This window comes from Amycolatopsis sp. GA6-003 (assembly GCF_046267895.1).
In the GTDB taxonomy this organism is placed as follows: Bacteria; Actinomycetota; Actinomycetes; order Mycobacteriales; family Pseudonocardiaceae; genus Amycolatopsis.
In genome coordinates this window covers 1,264,267-1,277,196 of record NZ_CP176499.1, presented here as the reverse complement: position 1 = coordinate 1,277,196, position 12,930 = coordinate 1,264,267, and the positions used below count along the sequence as shown (strand labels likewise).

Below are 12,930 nucleotides of genomic sequence, written 5' to 3'. Positions count from 1 at the left end.
GAGCCGGAGCCGCGGACCGCGGCGGGCCTCAAGCTGAAACGCGCGGTCTCAGTGCGTCCGGCTGGTACCGGTGACAGCCGCGCACACTTCGGCGGCCGCCGTCCACAGTCCTAAGTGGTCGGTCGCGACGGTCCGGCATTCCATTCCCTGCTCCCGGGCGCGGACGGACATGGGCCGGAAAGGGGAGTGCTCGCCGAAAAGAACGCAGCGGCCCGGCGGTCGCTGCCCGGAAGACGGCGGCAAGCGTTCCTCGTGCGTGGCGAGGTCGATCGGCCGCAGCCGGGACACCACGTCCGGGTCGGTGAACCCGAGGGCCTCGAGCCCGAACGGCGGCACCGTCCTCCCCGAGGGGTGGTATGACAACGCCGCTTCGGTGAAGGGCTGACGCAGCATCGGCATCAGGTCGAACGCGGATTCGCCCGGCAAGGGAAGGAAAGCATCGAGATAAACCGCCTCGCGCACCGCCTCCGGATGCGCGTCCGCGACCCCGGCGACGACCATCCCGCCGTAACTGTGGCCGACGAGCACGACCTGGTCTTCGAGCAGCCGCCCGACCTCGTCGAGGTGCTGCCGGAGTCCGGAACCGGTGAGCGTGGGCGCGACGACTGTGTGCCCTTGCCCGGACAGCCGCTCCGCGATCCGGTCCCAGATCCAGCCGCCGCACCACGAGCCGTGCACCAGGACGTAACGGCTCACGCCGATGGCGCCTTCGCGACGACGTCGACCTCGACCAGCACCTCCGGGGCGAACAGCGCCGCGACCCCGACCATCGTGCTCGCCGGAGGCTGCGGCACGCCTTCGCGCAGCGGGCCGAAAAGCCCGGGGAGCAGCTCAGGGCGATAGTTCACCACGTAAACGGTCTCCTTGACGATGTCCGCGCGGCCGCAGCCGGCCGCGGCGAGCGCGACGTCCAGGTTCCGCGCGATCTGCCGCATCTGGGTCACGTGGTCGTCGCCGCGGAGGTTTCCGTGCTCGTCCCAAGCGACTTGCCCGGAAAGGAAAACCAGGTCGGCGACGCGCACGACAGGCGTGAAGGCCCCGGGAAGAAAGTGAAGTCCGGCAGGCGTCAGGTACTCGGTCATCACCGCACCGCCGTTCGTTCGGGGGCGCCGGCCCAGGCGGTGATCGCGGCTTCCCGGAGCGCGGCGTCCGGCGGCTCGTTTTCGCGGCGCACCCACGCGATGTGCCCGTCCGGCCGGACGAGGACCTCGCGGACGTTCTCGGGCAGGGAATCGGCCGCGGTGATCCGGCCTTTCCACCCCTCGGCGACCTCTGCCGCGCCGTCCCCGGCGTAGCCGAAAGTGCCGCTGTGCACCAGCTTTGCGCCTTCCGAGCCGAGCATCCGGTCCGGCAGGCGGGCGCCGACGAGCGGGTCTCCGTCCGGTGCCGGATAGGACGTCGACAGCGCGGACACCAGACCGGCCAGCCGGGCGTTGACTTCGGGGAGCTCCAGCAGCGAGTTCAGCAGTTCGCGCAGCGCTGTCACCGGGCGCCGGTATTCGGGGACCAGCGTCAGTTCCAGCAGCAGCGTCTGGGCCTGGGTGTTGTCGGTGACCAGCTGCCCCACCGGGAACCGCTCCGCGTGGTAGGTGTCGAGCAGGCCCGCCGGGGCCCAGCCGCGGATCTCGGCGGCGAGTTTCCAGCCGAGGTTCATCGCGTCCTGCAGCCCGGTGTTGAGCCCCTGGCCGGCCGCCGGGAAATGGATGTGCGCCGCGTCGCCCGCGACGAAAACCCGGCCGGACCGGTAGTTCTCGGCCAGCCGCGTGGCGTTGCCGAACCGCGACAGCCAGCGCGGCTCCGCGATCCCGAAGGACGTGCCCGCCAGGTTCGTCAGCGTTTCGCGGAACTCGTCGAAGGTCACCGGTTCCGTGGCCGGAACCCGCATCCGCTCCGGACTGGTGACCACGAAACGGGTCAGCCCTCCCGAAAGCGGGGCGATCAGCACCGGAGTCCGCCCGGCCGCGGCTATTTCGTCGTGGTCGACGACGGCGAAATCGCCGAGCATCGAGCTCATCGTGCCGTCCGAGCCCGGGAAACCGATGCCCGCCGACTCCCGGACCTTGCTTCGCCCTCCGTCGCAGCCGACGAGATACGCCGCGCGAAGCCGGAAATCCCCGTCCGGCCCGACGCCCGCGACAGTGACCCCGTCGTCGTCCTGCGCCAGCGACACCACTTCGTGCCCGTAGGAGATTTCGACGCCGAGTTCCCGCGCGCGCTCTTCGAGCAGCTGCTCGGTCCGCGCCTGCTCCAGGAACAGGGTGTAGCCGTGGCGGGTGTCCAGCGCGGAGAAGTCCAATTCCCGGGGCAGGCCGGCGAAATGCCAGCTCGGGACGGTGCGGCCGAGCGCGAGGAACCGGTCGGCGATGCCGCGCAGTTCGAGGATCTCGATGCTGCGCGGATGCAGCGTGAGGGCGCGGGACTGCCCGTGCCGCTCCCGCTGCCGTTCGAGAATCCGCACCCGCACTCCGGCCAGCGCCAGTTCGGCGCCGAGCAGCAGCCCGGTCGGGCCTGCTCCGCTGATCGCGACTTCGGTGTCCATCATCGCCTCCACTATTTTCCGAACAACGTTCATTTAAACCTGCCGCCAGTGTCCTGCGGAAGCGCGAAGCTGTCAAACACGCTGGTAGGCTCAGCCCGACATGACCGCGCACCAGCCCCGCACCCGAGGCCGCCCGCCCGCCGCCGACCGGGCCCACGTCACCGCCGCCGCGCTCCGGCTGCTCGGCGAAGAGGGCCTCGACGCGCTCGCCATGCGGAAACTGGCCGCCGCGGTCGGCGTCCAGGTGGGGACGCTCTACGGCTACTTCCCGACCAAAACGGCCTTGCTGACCGCGATGGCCGAGGAGATGCTCGACGGCTGCCGCTCCGCGGCCGACGGAATCGCCGAGCCGCGGGAACGCGTGCTGGCTCTCGCGAGGAGCCTGCGCGCCGCGTTGTTGTCCCATCGCGACGGCGCGCGGGTTTACGCGGGCACGCACGCCGTCGGCCCGAACACCCTGGGCTTCGCCGAAGCCCTCAACAGCGCGTTGCGCGAGACCGGACTCGACGCCGCGGCGGCGATGAAGACCTCGCTGCTGATCCTGCATTTCGCGACCGGCCACGTGCTCGAAGAACAGGCCGCGCTCCAGTCCGGCCCGGACCTGCCCGCCGACATCGGCCACCTGCGCCAGGCGATCCAGGGCGGCGAGTACCCGCGTCTCGCCGAAGCCCAGGACCACCTGACCGGAACGGACCTGACCGAACTCTTCGAACAGGGCCTGCGGCTGCTCACCGCGGAGCTGCCCTGACGGGTCGCGTTCACTGTGCGGTGGCAACGGTTCCGCACAGTGCCTGCGGCTGGCCTGCCCCGGCCGGTGGCGTTTCACCGTGCGGCCAACGGTGCGATACGGGCGAGGGGCAACGCGGCCGGCGGTTCGAGCACGCGGCGCTCGCTAAAGTTCGCGCATGGCGGTGCTCGAGATCTCCGACCTGGTGGCGGAGTGGGACCCGGCGACCGGGGAACGCCTTCCCGTCCGCCGGTCCGAGGTGGTCGCCGCGCTGCGGGCGGCCGGAGACGACCGGGCCGCCCGGATCGTGCGGCGGATCCCGGTGCTCGGCGACGTGCTGGATCCGGACGCGGTGGACCGGCTGCTGATCCGGGCGCACACCGAACTGCAGCGGCTCAACGAGGAAGTCCGGATGGCGGAGCGCTTCGCCGAACTGCTGGCGCCGGTCCTCGCCGCGGTCCGGGCGGAGGGGATCCGCCCGCGGGTCGCGGACATCGGGTGCGGGCTGGGGTTCCTGGTGCGCAGCCTGGCCAGTTCCGGGGTGCTCGGGCCAGACGTCGAGCTGGTGGGCGTGGACTTCAATCGCGCTCTCGTGGCCGAAGCGAGCAGGCTCGCCGAGGACGAGCGACTCCCGTGCACCTTCGTTTGCGGGGACGCTTTCGCGCTGATCGAGAGCGCCGCCGTCTACCTGTCCAACGGGGTGCTGCACCACTTTCCCGCCGACGCCCTGCCGGAGTTCTTCCGCGCCCAGGACCGCGCGGGCGCGCAGGCGTTCATCCACTACGACCTTGCTGCCACCCGGCTGGCCCCCTTCGGCGCTTGGCTGTTTCACCGGGCCCGGATGCGGGAGCCGCTGGGACGGCACGACGGCGTCGCGTCCGCGCGGCGCGCCCACAGCGACAACGTGCTGCTGTCGGCCGCCGCGCAGGCCACCGGCATGGAGACGTTTCTCTTCGAACCGACCAGGTACACCAATCCGCTCTGCGCGGCGATGCGCCCGGTCGTCGGCCTGCGCCCGCAGTTGACCGGGGAGGTGCTGCGGACACTGGGCCGCCGCGCTCGCGGATTGGTGCGGGCGAGATGACCGTGCTGGTTCCGCTCGGGCTGGGCACGCTCGCGCTCCTCGACGCCGCGCTCGCCGGTTTCCGGGCCGCGACCGGCCGCAACGCCCGGATCCGCAAGCGTTCCTGGTATCTGGCGGCCTCCCGCCGGGGGCTGGCCAGCGGCGCCGGGGGCCTCGGCCTGGTGGCGACGCTGATCGCGGCGACTCTGGCGGCCTCGGCGGATCCCGGCGCCCGGTACGCCGGGCTGGTCGAGGCGGGCGCGCGGATGCTGCAGGTGCTGATCCCGTTCGCGGCGGTCGTGGTGGCCTCGCTGCTGGCGTACTGGCTGCTGCCGATGCGGGGCAGCACGGTGGTGATCCTGCTCGGTCTCGGACCGTTCACGCTGGCCAGGCCGGCGGTCGTGGCCGCCGCCGCGGGGTGGTCGGTCGCGGCGTCGGGCGATTGGCTCGTCTGGACGGCCGCGCTCGCGGCCGCGGTCGTCGTGCTGGCGGTCGAGCCGGTCGTCCATCGCCGCTGGTACCGGATCCCGGCATGACGACCCGTTGATTCTCGGCACCGGATTCCGCGTCTTCTTCTCCTTCTCGCTGCTGATTCTTCATTCCGTCGAGAATGTTTTCGGGGAACCGGCATTCCGGGGCGAAATGCTCCAGCGCGTCCCACGACCCGGTGAACGCGGTTGGCGGGCCAGGATTTCCGGCGAATAGTGAGTTCGTCGACAGCAGCCGGAAAACGCCGCTCCGGGCGGCGGGCGTTCTTGCGCGCCGCGGGGCGGAATCGGGATCCTGAGTGCACTGGAGTGCGAGGGGAGGAGCTGCGCGATGGACGACGTGGAGCTGACGCATCGCGAATGCGTCCGGCTGCTCCGGTCGCCGGAACGGGGCCGGCACGGGATCGTCGCGATCGACGGGCTGAAGCCGGTCGACCGCGTGTGCCTTCTCCTCGACGCGGGCGACGTGCTCATCCCGGCCGGGCCGGACAGCGGGCTGGTGCGCGCGGCGGCACTGCGCCCGGTTTCGCTGGAGTTCACCGACCGCGGCAAGGACGGGCGGCTGCGGTGGACAGTCCGCGGAATCGGCCTCGCCCGGCCGATGACCGGGCTCGACCTCCCGCGTCCGGTGCCGCGCAGCACGGTGCTCGCCGCGATGCCGGACGCGTTCCGCAACGGAGTCCGGGTCGTGGTCGCCCGCTACCGCGGCAACCGGCCGGCGGACGGGACCGGGATTCCCGGCCCGCGCGTCGGTTGAGGGGATTCGCGTGTGCGGCGGGTGTTGGTGACCGTTTGGCGTCGTCGCTGCGGGGCTCCGTCGGGTTGGTCGCGACTGGATTGCTGCCCCGCGTGTCGGTTGAGCGGGTTCGCGTGTGCGGCGGGTGTTGGTGACCGTTTGGCGTCGTCGCTGCGGGGCTCCGTCGGGTTGGTCGCGACTGGATTGCTGCCCCCGCGCGCCGGTTGAGCGGGTTCGCGCGCACGGCGGGTGTTGGTGACCGTTTGGCGTCGTCGCTGCGGGGCTCCGTCGGGTTGGTCGCGACCGGATTCCCGCCCCGCGCGCCGGTTGAGCGGATTCGCGCGCACGGCGGGTCTTGGTAACCGTTTGGCGTCATCGCTGCGGGGCCCCGCCGGGCAGTTCGCGACCGGATAAGATGCTTTTGCCTGAAATCAGTCGTTCACGCGTTTCGTGCACCAGGGGCGAGCGGCTGGGTGATCAGGAGGGGGAACCGCGAGGCCGAGCGGGTGCTGGGCACAGCGCCGAGCGGCCGGGCGGAGGCGTCATCCAGTCGGAAGGAACCATGGGAACCACTGTCAGGGCCTTGGCCGTCACCGCGATCTGGCTGGTCGTCGTCGGCGACGTGCTGCTGGGCATGGGAGCCGTGATGGCGATCGCCGAGCCGGCCGGGCCCGGCTTCAATTTCGGTGCGGCCGGCTCGCTTTTCTTCGGTCAGTGCGCGACGGGCCTGGGCCTGCTCATCGCCGTCGCGGCAGCAGCGGTCCGGCTTCGGGACAACGGACGCGACGGGCGGCCGCCGGTGCGGATTCTGCCCCAGGACAAGCGTCTCCGGCGCTTGACCGCGGTCGCGATCGGCCTGTGCGCCGTCGGGGCGGTCGTGCTGGGCGTCGGTCCGGCGTTCTTCAGCGGGCCGCCGGGCAGCGGCTTCACGAGCGATATCCCGGTCTTCGCGGTCGGCCTCGGCATTTCCGCCGCCGGCGTGCTGACGGGTCTTCCGCCGGTGCTGCACTGGCGCAAGAACTCTGACCGTTTCCTGCACCGCGCGTAGCGATCAGCCGTCCGTTCGGCCTGCGTCCAACGCGTCACAAGCATTTGCCCCGCCAGCCGAACCTGTCCTCGAACAGCGGGTCGCCAGGCGGAGTTCACCCAGAAGGAATCATGAGAACTGCAGTCAAGACGTTGACGTTGGTCGCGTTCTGGATCCTCTTCGCCGGAACCGCGCTGCTCGCCATGGGGTTCGTCATGCTCGTCACCGCGCCGCCGCACAGCGGGGCCAACATCGGCGCCGGAGGTGCCTTCCTTTTCGGGATGGCCTGCACCGTCGGGGGGCTGCTGATCGGTGCGGCGGCGGCGGTGGCTTGGCTGCGGCTCCCGAAGCCGGAACGGCGTCCCGCCGCCGATCTGCCTGCCTGGCAGCACCGGCTCCGGCGGTTGACCGCGGCCGCGGTGGCGCTGATCGCCGCCGGGGCCGCCGTCCAGTTCGCGGGAGTGGTGAACTTCATGGGGGAACAGGCGGACACCGACTGGACCGATACCTACGCGTTCTTCGTGGCCGGCGGCAGCATTTCCGGGTTGGGCCTGCTCGCCGGGATTCCGCACGTGGCGTACTGGTTCTCCTGGCGGAGGACCGCCGCCCACTTGTCGCGCCGTGCGTAGCGATCAGGCGGGCCGCATCGTGCGCATCGTGCGCTCGGCCTCCCACCAGGTGCGGACCGCGACGATCTTCCCCGCCGCGCCGACCCGGTAGACGAACACGCCCTCGGCCTCGAACACCTGTCCGCCGTTCTGGCTGCGGACGTGGCCGGTGTAAGCGACTTCGTCCCCGCAGGCGAAGGAATCGTCGAAGAAGAACTCGATCGACTCGTGGGGAGCGATGGCCTGGTCCCAGAACGCCGAGAGGGCGTCGCGGCCCCGGTGCCCCCGGCCCTCCGGGTCGAACTGCGAAGGGCCGACGGGATCTTCAACGAGGGCGTCGGCGGCGAAGAGGTCCAGCCAGGCGGCCTTGTCCTTCCTCCGGACGGCGGCGTGCAGTGCCTGGCTGGCGGTGCGCGCGGGATGGGCGGCGGTCATCGGGCCTCCTGGTGTCGATCGTCGCTAGCCTGGGGGTCATGGTGTTCGACTCCACGCGGCTGGATCTCCGGCCGTATGCCGGGTTCGAAATGGCGCGCTACGTCCGGCGCACGTACTGCAGCTGGGAGGACGCCGGCTGGGAGTCCTTGCTCGTGCAGCGGTTCGAGCACGTCCCGGTCGCCGAGGACGTGGCGCTCCCGGCCGCGGCCGACCTGCATCTGGTGCTGCCGGCCGGGAGGAGCGCGGTGATGGAGACGCGCCGGGACGGCCGGTGGACGCGTACCCGGTGGACGCCGGGGCGCGTCGAGCTGATGCCTCCGGACCAGCCCGCCCGGCGCCGTTATCGGGCGGACGGGGTGCTGAACAGCGTGCAGGTCCACCTTCCGCGGGCCGTCGTCGATTCGACCGCGGCACAGCTCGGCGGCGCCGCGGTCGACTTCGACGCCATGGCCGCGTCGTTGACGGCGGGCGATCCGCTGGTCGAGGAGATCGTCCGGGCCCTTGGCGGCGCGGGCGGGGCCGACGATCTCTACGCCGAGTCCGCGGCCGCGTTCCTGGCGATGCAGCTGCTCACCCGGCATGCCGGGCTGTCCGCCGAGGCGGTGCCGGCGCGGGAGAATCCCCGGGTGCGGGCGGTGATCGCGGCGATGCGCGAGCGGCTCGCCGAGCCGCTCGCCCTGGCCGACCTCGCCGGCGAGGTCCACCTGAGCGTCTACCACCTGGTCCGGGTCTTCAAGGAGGCGACCGGCGCCACGCCGTACCGGTATCTGACCGGGTTGCGGATCGACGAGGCGAAACGATTGCTGCGCGGCACCGACCTGACGATCTCCCAGATCGCGGGGCGATGCGGCTTCGCCAGCCCGGCCGCGTTGTCGACGGCCTTCCTCCGGCACACCGGAACGCGGCCCTCGGCGTACCGCGATTCCTGACCGCGCCTGCCTCAGGACCCGGCCCGGATCTTCCGCGCGTGCCGGAAGGCGTCGCGGAGCTCGGACACCAGCAGGTCCGGCTGCTCCAGGCCGGGGAAGTGGCCGCCGCGGTCCAGTTCGTGCCAGGAACGCAGGTCGAGGTAGCGGCGCTCGGCCCAGTGCCGGGCGGCCGGCCAGGGATCGGCCGGGAACACCGAGCAGGCGGTCGGGACGGTCACCGGTTGCGCGTTCTCCGCTTCCGCGCTGCGGGGCACCCAGCGCATCGCTTCCCAGTACCAGCGCGAGGAAGACGCGCCGGTGCCGGTCAGCCAGTACAGCGCGATGGTGTCGATCTGCTGGGAAATGCTGACGCCGCCGCCGGATTCGGGCCGGGTGTCGGAGTAGGCGGCGAACTTCTCGCCCAGCCACGCGGCCAGCCCGGCGGGGGAGTCGAGCAGCGAGTAGCCCAGGGTCTGCGGGCGTGTGCTCATCTGCATCCCGAAGCCGTAGCCGTCGGCCAGGTGCAGATTGCGCCGGTCGATGATGCGTTGTTCGGCGGGGCTGGGCGCGAGCAGATCGTCCGGTGTCGGGGATGCCAGCGGCATCGTCAGGTGCAGTCCGGCGACGCGCTCGGGGACGAGTCGCGCGAGTTCGGTGCTGACGTAGGCGCCCCAATCCCCGCCGTGCGCGCCGAAACGCGGATAGCCGAGCACGGTCATCAGCCGCGCCCACGCCCGTGCGGTCCGCCCGGGATTCCAGCCCTGCTCCCGGGGCCGGTCGCTGAAGCCGAATCCGGGCAGCGCCGGGATCACCAGGTGGAAGGCGTCGCGCGCGGAACCGCCGTGCGCGACCGGATCGCTCAGCGGCCCGATGACGTCCTCGAACTCGAGGACCGAACCGGGCCAGCCGTGCGTCAGCACCAGCGGAAGCGCGTCCGGTTCGGGGGAGCGCACGTGCCAGAACGCGATTCCCAAGCCGTCGAGGACCATCCGGTAGTGCGGGATGGCGTTCCACCGCTTTTCGAGGGCAGGCCAATCGTGTTCGCGCCAAGCCGTCAGCAGGGTCGACAGCTGCGCGAGCTGGATTCCCTGGCTCGCGTCCGGCACGGTTTCGTGCTCGGGAAGCCGGACCCGGTCCAGTCTGGCCCGCAGATCGGCGAGGTCCGCGTCGTCGACGCGGACGGCGAAGGGCTCGGGGGCGGACGGCGTCTCGTCCGGAGAAAGTTCAGCCACGGAACGAACCGTAGAGCCGGGCGGCCCGGGTCTCCATGCTCGAGATTGCGGTGTGCGAGCCGATAATTGCGGTGTCCCGGCCCGCGGAGGCCGACGGTCCACCCGATGGGGCCGCGGAACTCGATTATCCGCCTGTCCGGGCGGTGGAAAAATGGGCAAGGGGATTTCTTGTCGCTGATTTTCCGTTGTCCTTATCGGCATTCGGGCTCATGTAACGCGGCGGGTCGCGGCCTCGATTACGAGGCAGCGCGAGACGGCCGGGTCTTCTTTTTTCCGGTTGGTCTGGAAATGATCTGTCGGACGAATCCCGGGGATGGGAAACGCATGTCGACCGAAAACGATGTCCGGCTCGGGGAAACCGACGATTTCGCCCGCGAGGCGCGACGGCGGGTGCCGTGGCCGCTGCTGACTGTGACCGCTGTTGTCGTGCTGGGCCTGTTCTCCTGGTGGCTCGGCCCGGTCGCGCTCGTGGCTCCCTGGGACAATTTCATTCTGCTGGACGGCGGTTACCGCATCGCGCAAGGCCAAGTGCCCGGAGTCGATTTCTCGAACGCCATCGGTCCGCTCGTTTACGCGCTCACCTCGCTGGGCATGCAGTTGCAGGCGGTGCCGTCGCTCGCCGCGGTCACGTACGGCTGTTTGCTCTTTCTCCCGATCGCGGCGGTGCTGGCCGGATATGTCGCGCATCGGCGGTTGCCCGGCGGGTATGCGACGGGATTCACCGTTTTTATGGCGCTGCTCGTCATTTCCGTGCGACCGCCGGGCTACTCGCCGGGCACGACGACGTACGCGATGCTCTACAACAAGTTCGGCTGGCTGCTCTACTCCGCATTGCTGCTCGCGGTACTGGTCCGGCCGCGCACCAGGCGGCCGCTGGCCGACGGCGTCGCGCTCGGCCTGCTGCTCGGCCTGCTCGCCTTCGACAAGGCGAACTTTTTCCTGGTGGGCCTGCTCGCCGTCGGCCTCGGGCTGCTCCTGCGGACCGTCGCCGCGCGGGCGTTGCTCGGCGTCCTCGCCGGGTTCGGGCTGATCGTCGCGGTGTTCTGGCTGGGTTTCGGGATCGGCCCGGCCGGCTACGCGAGAGACGTCGTGACGGCGTTTGCCGCGCAGGGAACCGGAAAGCGGCTCGGTCTGCTGCTGCACAGCATCGCGTACAACGCGCCGGTCGGCGTTCTCGCGTTGCTCGTCGTGGCCGGTCTTTTCTGGCTCGCCCGGCGGCGCGGAGAGCCGGCCCGGCCGTGGCGATTGCTCGTGGTCACGTTGTTCGTGCTCGGGTCGAGCGTCGTCATCTCCGCCGCCGACAGCCCGGAGAAATCCGACCTCGCCGCACTCGTCGTGATTCCGCTCGTGCTGGTGGCGGCGCGGAAACCGGAACTGCCGCGCTGGACCGGCGGAGACGGCCGCGGCCGGATTCCGGTGCCGCTGCTGGCCGGTCTCGTCCTGCTGCTCGTCGCGACGACCGCACCGATAGCCGGCAAGGACGCGCTCGCGCTCGGCATCAGCGCGACCCGCCGAGACGCCGTCGCCGCGCCCTCGCAGCGGATCACCAGCCCGCATCTCGGCGACTTCGTCGTCCCGGCGGACGCGAAATGGCAGACCGCCTACCGCAACGCGGCCGCGGTCCCGGCGATGCTTGACGATGGCCTCGCGTTGCTGCGCCGCCATCTCCGGCCCGGCGATCGCGTGGCCAGTTTGTCGTTGGCCAACCCGTTCGCCTTCGCGCTGGACCTGACGCCGGTGACGGGCGGCCCGCTCTGGTGGGACCTGGAGATCAGCTTCGACGAGCGGACTCATCCGCCGGCGGAGCAGGTGTTCGGGGACGCGCACTGGGTGATGGTGCCGAAGCTGCGGGCCGGGCAAGGCTGCTGCCAGGACACCGTAGAGGCGCTGACCCGCATCTACGGCGGCTATCTGGCGCAGCATTTCCGGCTGGTCGAGTCCACTGGGGACTGGACGCTTCTGACTCGCGCTTGACCTCCGGGCGACAAGCTCCGCGAGGCTCGAGCATCTTTTCGGCGTGACCTGGGGCGAAGACAGCTCGGAACTCGCGGTCCGTCCGCGCGGGTGGACGCGCGACGATCTCGAAGCTGGCAAGCCCTGGCGGGCGACAAGGGATTCATCGGGCACCGGTTCGGCCCGTTCCGGCGGCGCTCACGAATCCCTGACACTTCCCCGGCACCCTGTGCGGCATGAAATTCCTCCGCACGGCCGTCGCCGCACTAGCGCTGGCCACGGCAATTATCGTTGCGCCGCAAGCAGAAGCGAGCCAGGGCGTCGGCGTCGTCGAGTACAACCTCGGCGATCAGGCCTTCCACGACCCGACCGTGTCCGTTCCGATGGAGCTGGCCGCGGTCGTGCACTACCCGCGTGACCTCGGCGGCCGGCCGCATCCGTTGATCGTGCAGGAGCACGGCAGCTGGTGGAGTTGCGTGGACCCGGTCGCGAAGACCCCGGGCGGCGACTGGCCGTGTCCGCCGGGGCAGCGGCCGCTGCCGAGCTACCGCGGTTACGACTATCTCGGCGAGAAGCTGGCCGAGCGGGGCTTCGTCGTCGTGTCGATCAGCGCCAACGCGATCAACGCGCATCTCCTCGGCGACGAGGGCTACTACTCGCGCGCCCATCTGGTCAACAAGCACCTGGAGCTGTGGCGCGACCTCGCGCGCGGCCAGGGACCGCTCGCGGCGACGCTCGGCCGGTTCCGCGGGCACGTCGACCTCGGCCGGGTCGGGACGATGGGGCATTCCCGCGGCGGCAAAGGCGTGATGTGGCAGGCCTCCGACAAGCACACGCCCGAATGGCCCGCCGGGGTCCGGATCCGCGCGGTCGTGCCGCTCGCGCCGGTCTACTTCAACTCCGCTGAGGACGACAACAGCGACGTGCTGGTCACCCGGGTGCCGTTCAAGGTGGTCATCGCCACCTGCGACGGAGCGGTCGGCACCGTGGGCCTGCAGTACGTCACGGACGTTCAAGGGAAGAACCGCGACGCCAGTTCGATGGTAATGAAGGGGGCTAACCACAACTTCTACAACACCGAATGGTCGCCCGGAAAAATCGGTGGGGAGGACGACGCGCCCGCGGACTGCGTCGGCAAGATGACCCCGGCCCGGCAACGGGGCGACGCTGTCCGCGAGATCGTGTCGTTCTTCGCCAGCCGGCTTCGCTAGCGT

At 70.8% G+C, this 12,930-nt stretch carries 14 protein-coding genes; 9 read left to right on the top strand and 5 right to left on the bottom strand.

The annotated features are described in order from the left end of the window. Positions 1 to 48: 48 nt before the first annotated feature. The 3 genes from F9C12_RS05430 to F9C12_RS05420 are packed head-to-tail and all read right to left on the bottom strand — an operon-like array spanning position 49 to position 2,542. The gene (locus F9C12_RS05430) at positions 49 to 696 is read right to left on the bottom strand and encodes an alpha/beta fold hydrolase (protein WP_409465020.1); all 648 of its coding nucleotides are present in this window, start codon (positions 694 to 696) and stop codon (positions 49 to 51) included. Next, positions 693 to 1,082 (bottom strand): RidA family protein, encoded by a 390-nt coding sequence (locus F9C12_RS05425; RefSeq protein WP_409465019.1) that lies wholly within the window; start codon positions 1,080 to 1,082, stop codon positions 693 to 695. The genes F9C12_RS05430 and F9C12_RS05425 overlap by 4 nt, the downstream gene beginning before the upstream one ends. Beyond that, positions 1,082 to 2,542, bottom strand: coding sequence for an FAD-dependent monooxygenase (locus F9C12_RS05420; protein ID WP_409465018.1), 1,461 nt, complete (start codon positions 2,540 to 2,542; stop codon positions 1,082 to 1,084). The genes F9C12_RS05425 and F9C12_RS05420 overlap by 1 nt, the downstream gene beginning before the upstream one ends. A gap of 97 nt (positions 2,543 to 2,639) precedes the next feature. On the opposite strand from F9C12_RS05420, the gene F9C12_RS05415 reads away from it, so the two are divergent. The 6 genes from F9C12_RS05415 to F9C12_RS05390 all read left to right on the top strand — a co-directional run bounded on the left by F9C12_RS05415 (position 2,640) and on the right by F9C12_RS05390 (position 7,209). Continuing rightward, a complete protein-coding gene (locus F9C12_RS05415; RefSeq protein WP_409465017.1) occupies positions 2,640 to 3,287 on the top strand; it encodes a TetR/AcrR family transcriptional regulator in 648 nt (215 codons plus the stop codon). A 157-nt stretch (positions 3,288 to 3,444) separates the two neighbouring features. Further along, positions 3,445 to 4,350: a class I SAM-dependent methyltransferase gene (locus F9C12_RS05410; RefSeq protein ID WP_409465016.1), complete on the top strand. Its 906-nt coding sequence runs from the start codon at positions 3,445 to 3,447 to the stop codon at positions 4,348 to 4,350. Beyond that, on the top strand, positions 4,347 to 4,865 hold the full coding sequence (locus F9C12_RS05405; protein WP_409465015.1) for an oxidoreductase: 519 nt from the start codon (positions 4,347 to 4,349) through the stop codon (positions 4,863 to 4,865). The genes F9C12_RS05410 and F9C12_RS05405 overlap by 4 nt, the downstream gene beginning before the upstream one ends. A 283-nt stretch (positions 4,866 to 5,148) precedes the next feature. Next, entirely contained in the window at positions 5,149 to 5,574 is a 426-nt protein-coding gene (locus F9C12_RS05400; protein ID WP_409180862.1) for a hypothetical protein, read from the top strand. 562 nt (positions 5,575 to 6,136) lie between these two features. Then, entirely contained in the window at positions 6,137 to 6,601 is a 465-nt protein-coding gene (locus F9C12_RS05395) for a hypothetical protein (protein WP_409465014.1), read from the top strand. A 110-nt stretch (positions 6,602 to 6,711) separates the two neighbouring features. Next, positions 6,712 to 7,209 (top strand): hypothetical protein, encoded by a 498-nt coding sequence (locus F9C12_RS05390; protein ID WP_409465013.1) that lies wholly within the window; start codon positions 6,712 to 6,714, stop codon positions 7,207 to 7,209. A 3-nt stretch (positions 7,210 to 7,212) separates the two neighbouring features. On the opposite strand, the gene F9C12_RS05385 is transcribed toward F9C12_RS05390, so the two are convergent. Beyond that, complete coding sequence (locus F9C12_RS05385; protein ID WP_409180859.1) at positions 7,213 to 7,623, bottom strand: nuclear transport factor 2 family protein; 411 nt, start codon at positions 7,621 to 7,623, stop codon at positions 7,213 to 7,215. A gap of 38 nt (positions 7,624 to 7,661) precedes the next feature. Here F9C12_RS05385 and F9C12_RS05380 point away from each other — a divergent pair, with 38 nt between their 5' ends. Continuing rightward, the gene (locus F9C12_RS05380) at positions 7,662 to 8,552 is read left to right on the top strand and encodes a helix-turn-helix domain-containing protein (RefSeq protein ID WP_409465012.1); all 891 of its coding nucleotides are present in this window, start codon (positions 7,662 to 7,664) and stop codon (positions 8,550 to 8,552) included. 11 nt (positions 8,553 to 8,563) lie between these two features. On the opposite strand, the gene F9C12_RS05375 is transcribed toward F9C12_RS05380, so the two are convergent. Next, a complete protein-coding gene (locus F9C12_RS05375) occupies positions 8,564 to 9,763 on the bottom strand; it encodes an epoxide hydrolase family protein (RefSeq protein WP_409465011.1) in 1,200 nt (399 codons plus the stop codon). 324 nt (positions 9,764 to 10,087) lie between these two features. Here F9C12_RS05375 and F9C12_RS05370 point away from each other — a divergent pair, with 324 nt between their 5' ends. Continuing rightward, a complete protein-coding gene (locus F9C12_RS05370) occupies positions 10,088 to 11,737 on the top strand; it encodes a hypothetical protein (RefSeq protein ID WP_409465010.1) in 1,650 nt (549 codons plus the stop codon). A gap of 215 nt (positions 11,738 to 11,952) precedes the next feature. Further along, a complete protein-coding gene (locus F9C12_RS05365) occupies positions 11,953 to 12,927 on the top strand; it encodes an alpha/beta hydrolase family protein (protein ID WP_409465009.1) in 975 nt (324 codons plus the stop codon). The last annotated feature ends 3 nt before the right edge of the window (positions 12,928 to 12,930 follow it).

Bases quoted from the DNA above. Each gene is read 5' to 3' on its own strand.
- F9C12_RS05380 (WP_409465012.1), top strand. From the start codon at position 7,662: ATGGTGTTCGACTCCACGCGGCTGGATCTCCGGCCGTATGCCGGGTTC.
- F9C12_RS05385 (WP_409180859.1), bottom strand. From the start codon at position 7,623: ATGACCGCCGCCCATCCCGCGCGCACCGCCAGCCAGGCACTGCACGCC.
- F9C12_RS05415 (WP_409465017.1), top strand. From the start codon at position 2,640: ATGACCGCGCACCAGCCCCGCACCCGAGGCCGCCCGCCCGCCGCCGAC.
- F9C12_RS05425 (WP_409465019.1), bottom strand. From the start codon at position 1,082: ATGACCGAGTACCTGACGCCTGCCGGACTTCACTTTCTTCCCGGGGCC.
- F9C12_RS05370 (WP_409465010.1), top strand. From the start codon at position 10,088: ATGTCGACCGAAAACGATGTCCGGCTCGGGGAAACCGACGATTTCGCC.
- F9C12_RS05365 (WP_409465009.1), top strand. From the start codon at position 11,953: ATGAAATTCCTCCGCACGGCCGTCGCCGCACTAGCGCTGGCCACGGCA.
- F9C12_RS05420 (WP_409465018.1), bottom strand. From the start codon at position 2,542: ATGATGGACACCGAAGTCGCGATCAGCGGAGCAGGCCCGACCGGGCTG.
- F9C12_RS05400 (WP_409180862.1), top strand. From the start codon at position 5,149: ATGGACGACGTGGAGCTGACGCATCGCGAATGCGTCCGGCTGCTCCGG.
- F9C12_RS05390 (WP_409465013.1), top strand. From the start codon at position 6,712: ATGAGAACTGCAGTCAAGACGTTGACGTTGGTCGCGTTCTGGATCCTC.
- F9C12_RS05405 (WP_409465015.1), top strand. From the start codon at position 4,347: ATGACCGTGCTGGTTCCGCTCGGGCTGGGCACGCTCGCGCTCCTCGAC.
- F9C12_RS05410 (WP_409465016.1), top strand. From the start codon at position 3,445: ATGGCGGTGCTCGAGATCTCCGACCTGGTGGCGGAGTGGGACCCGGCG.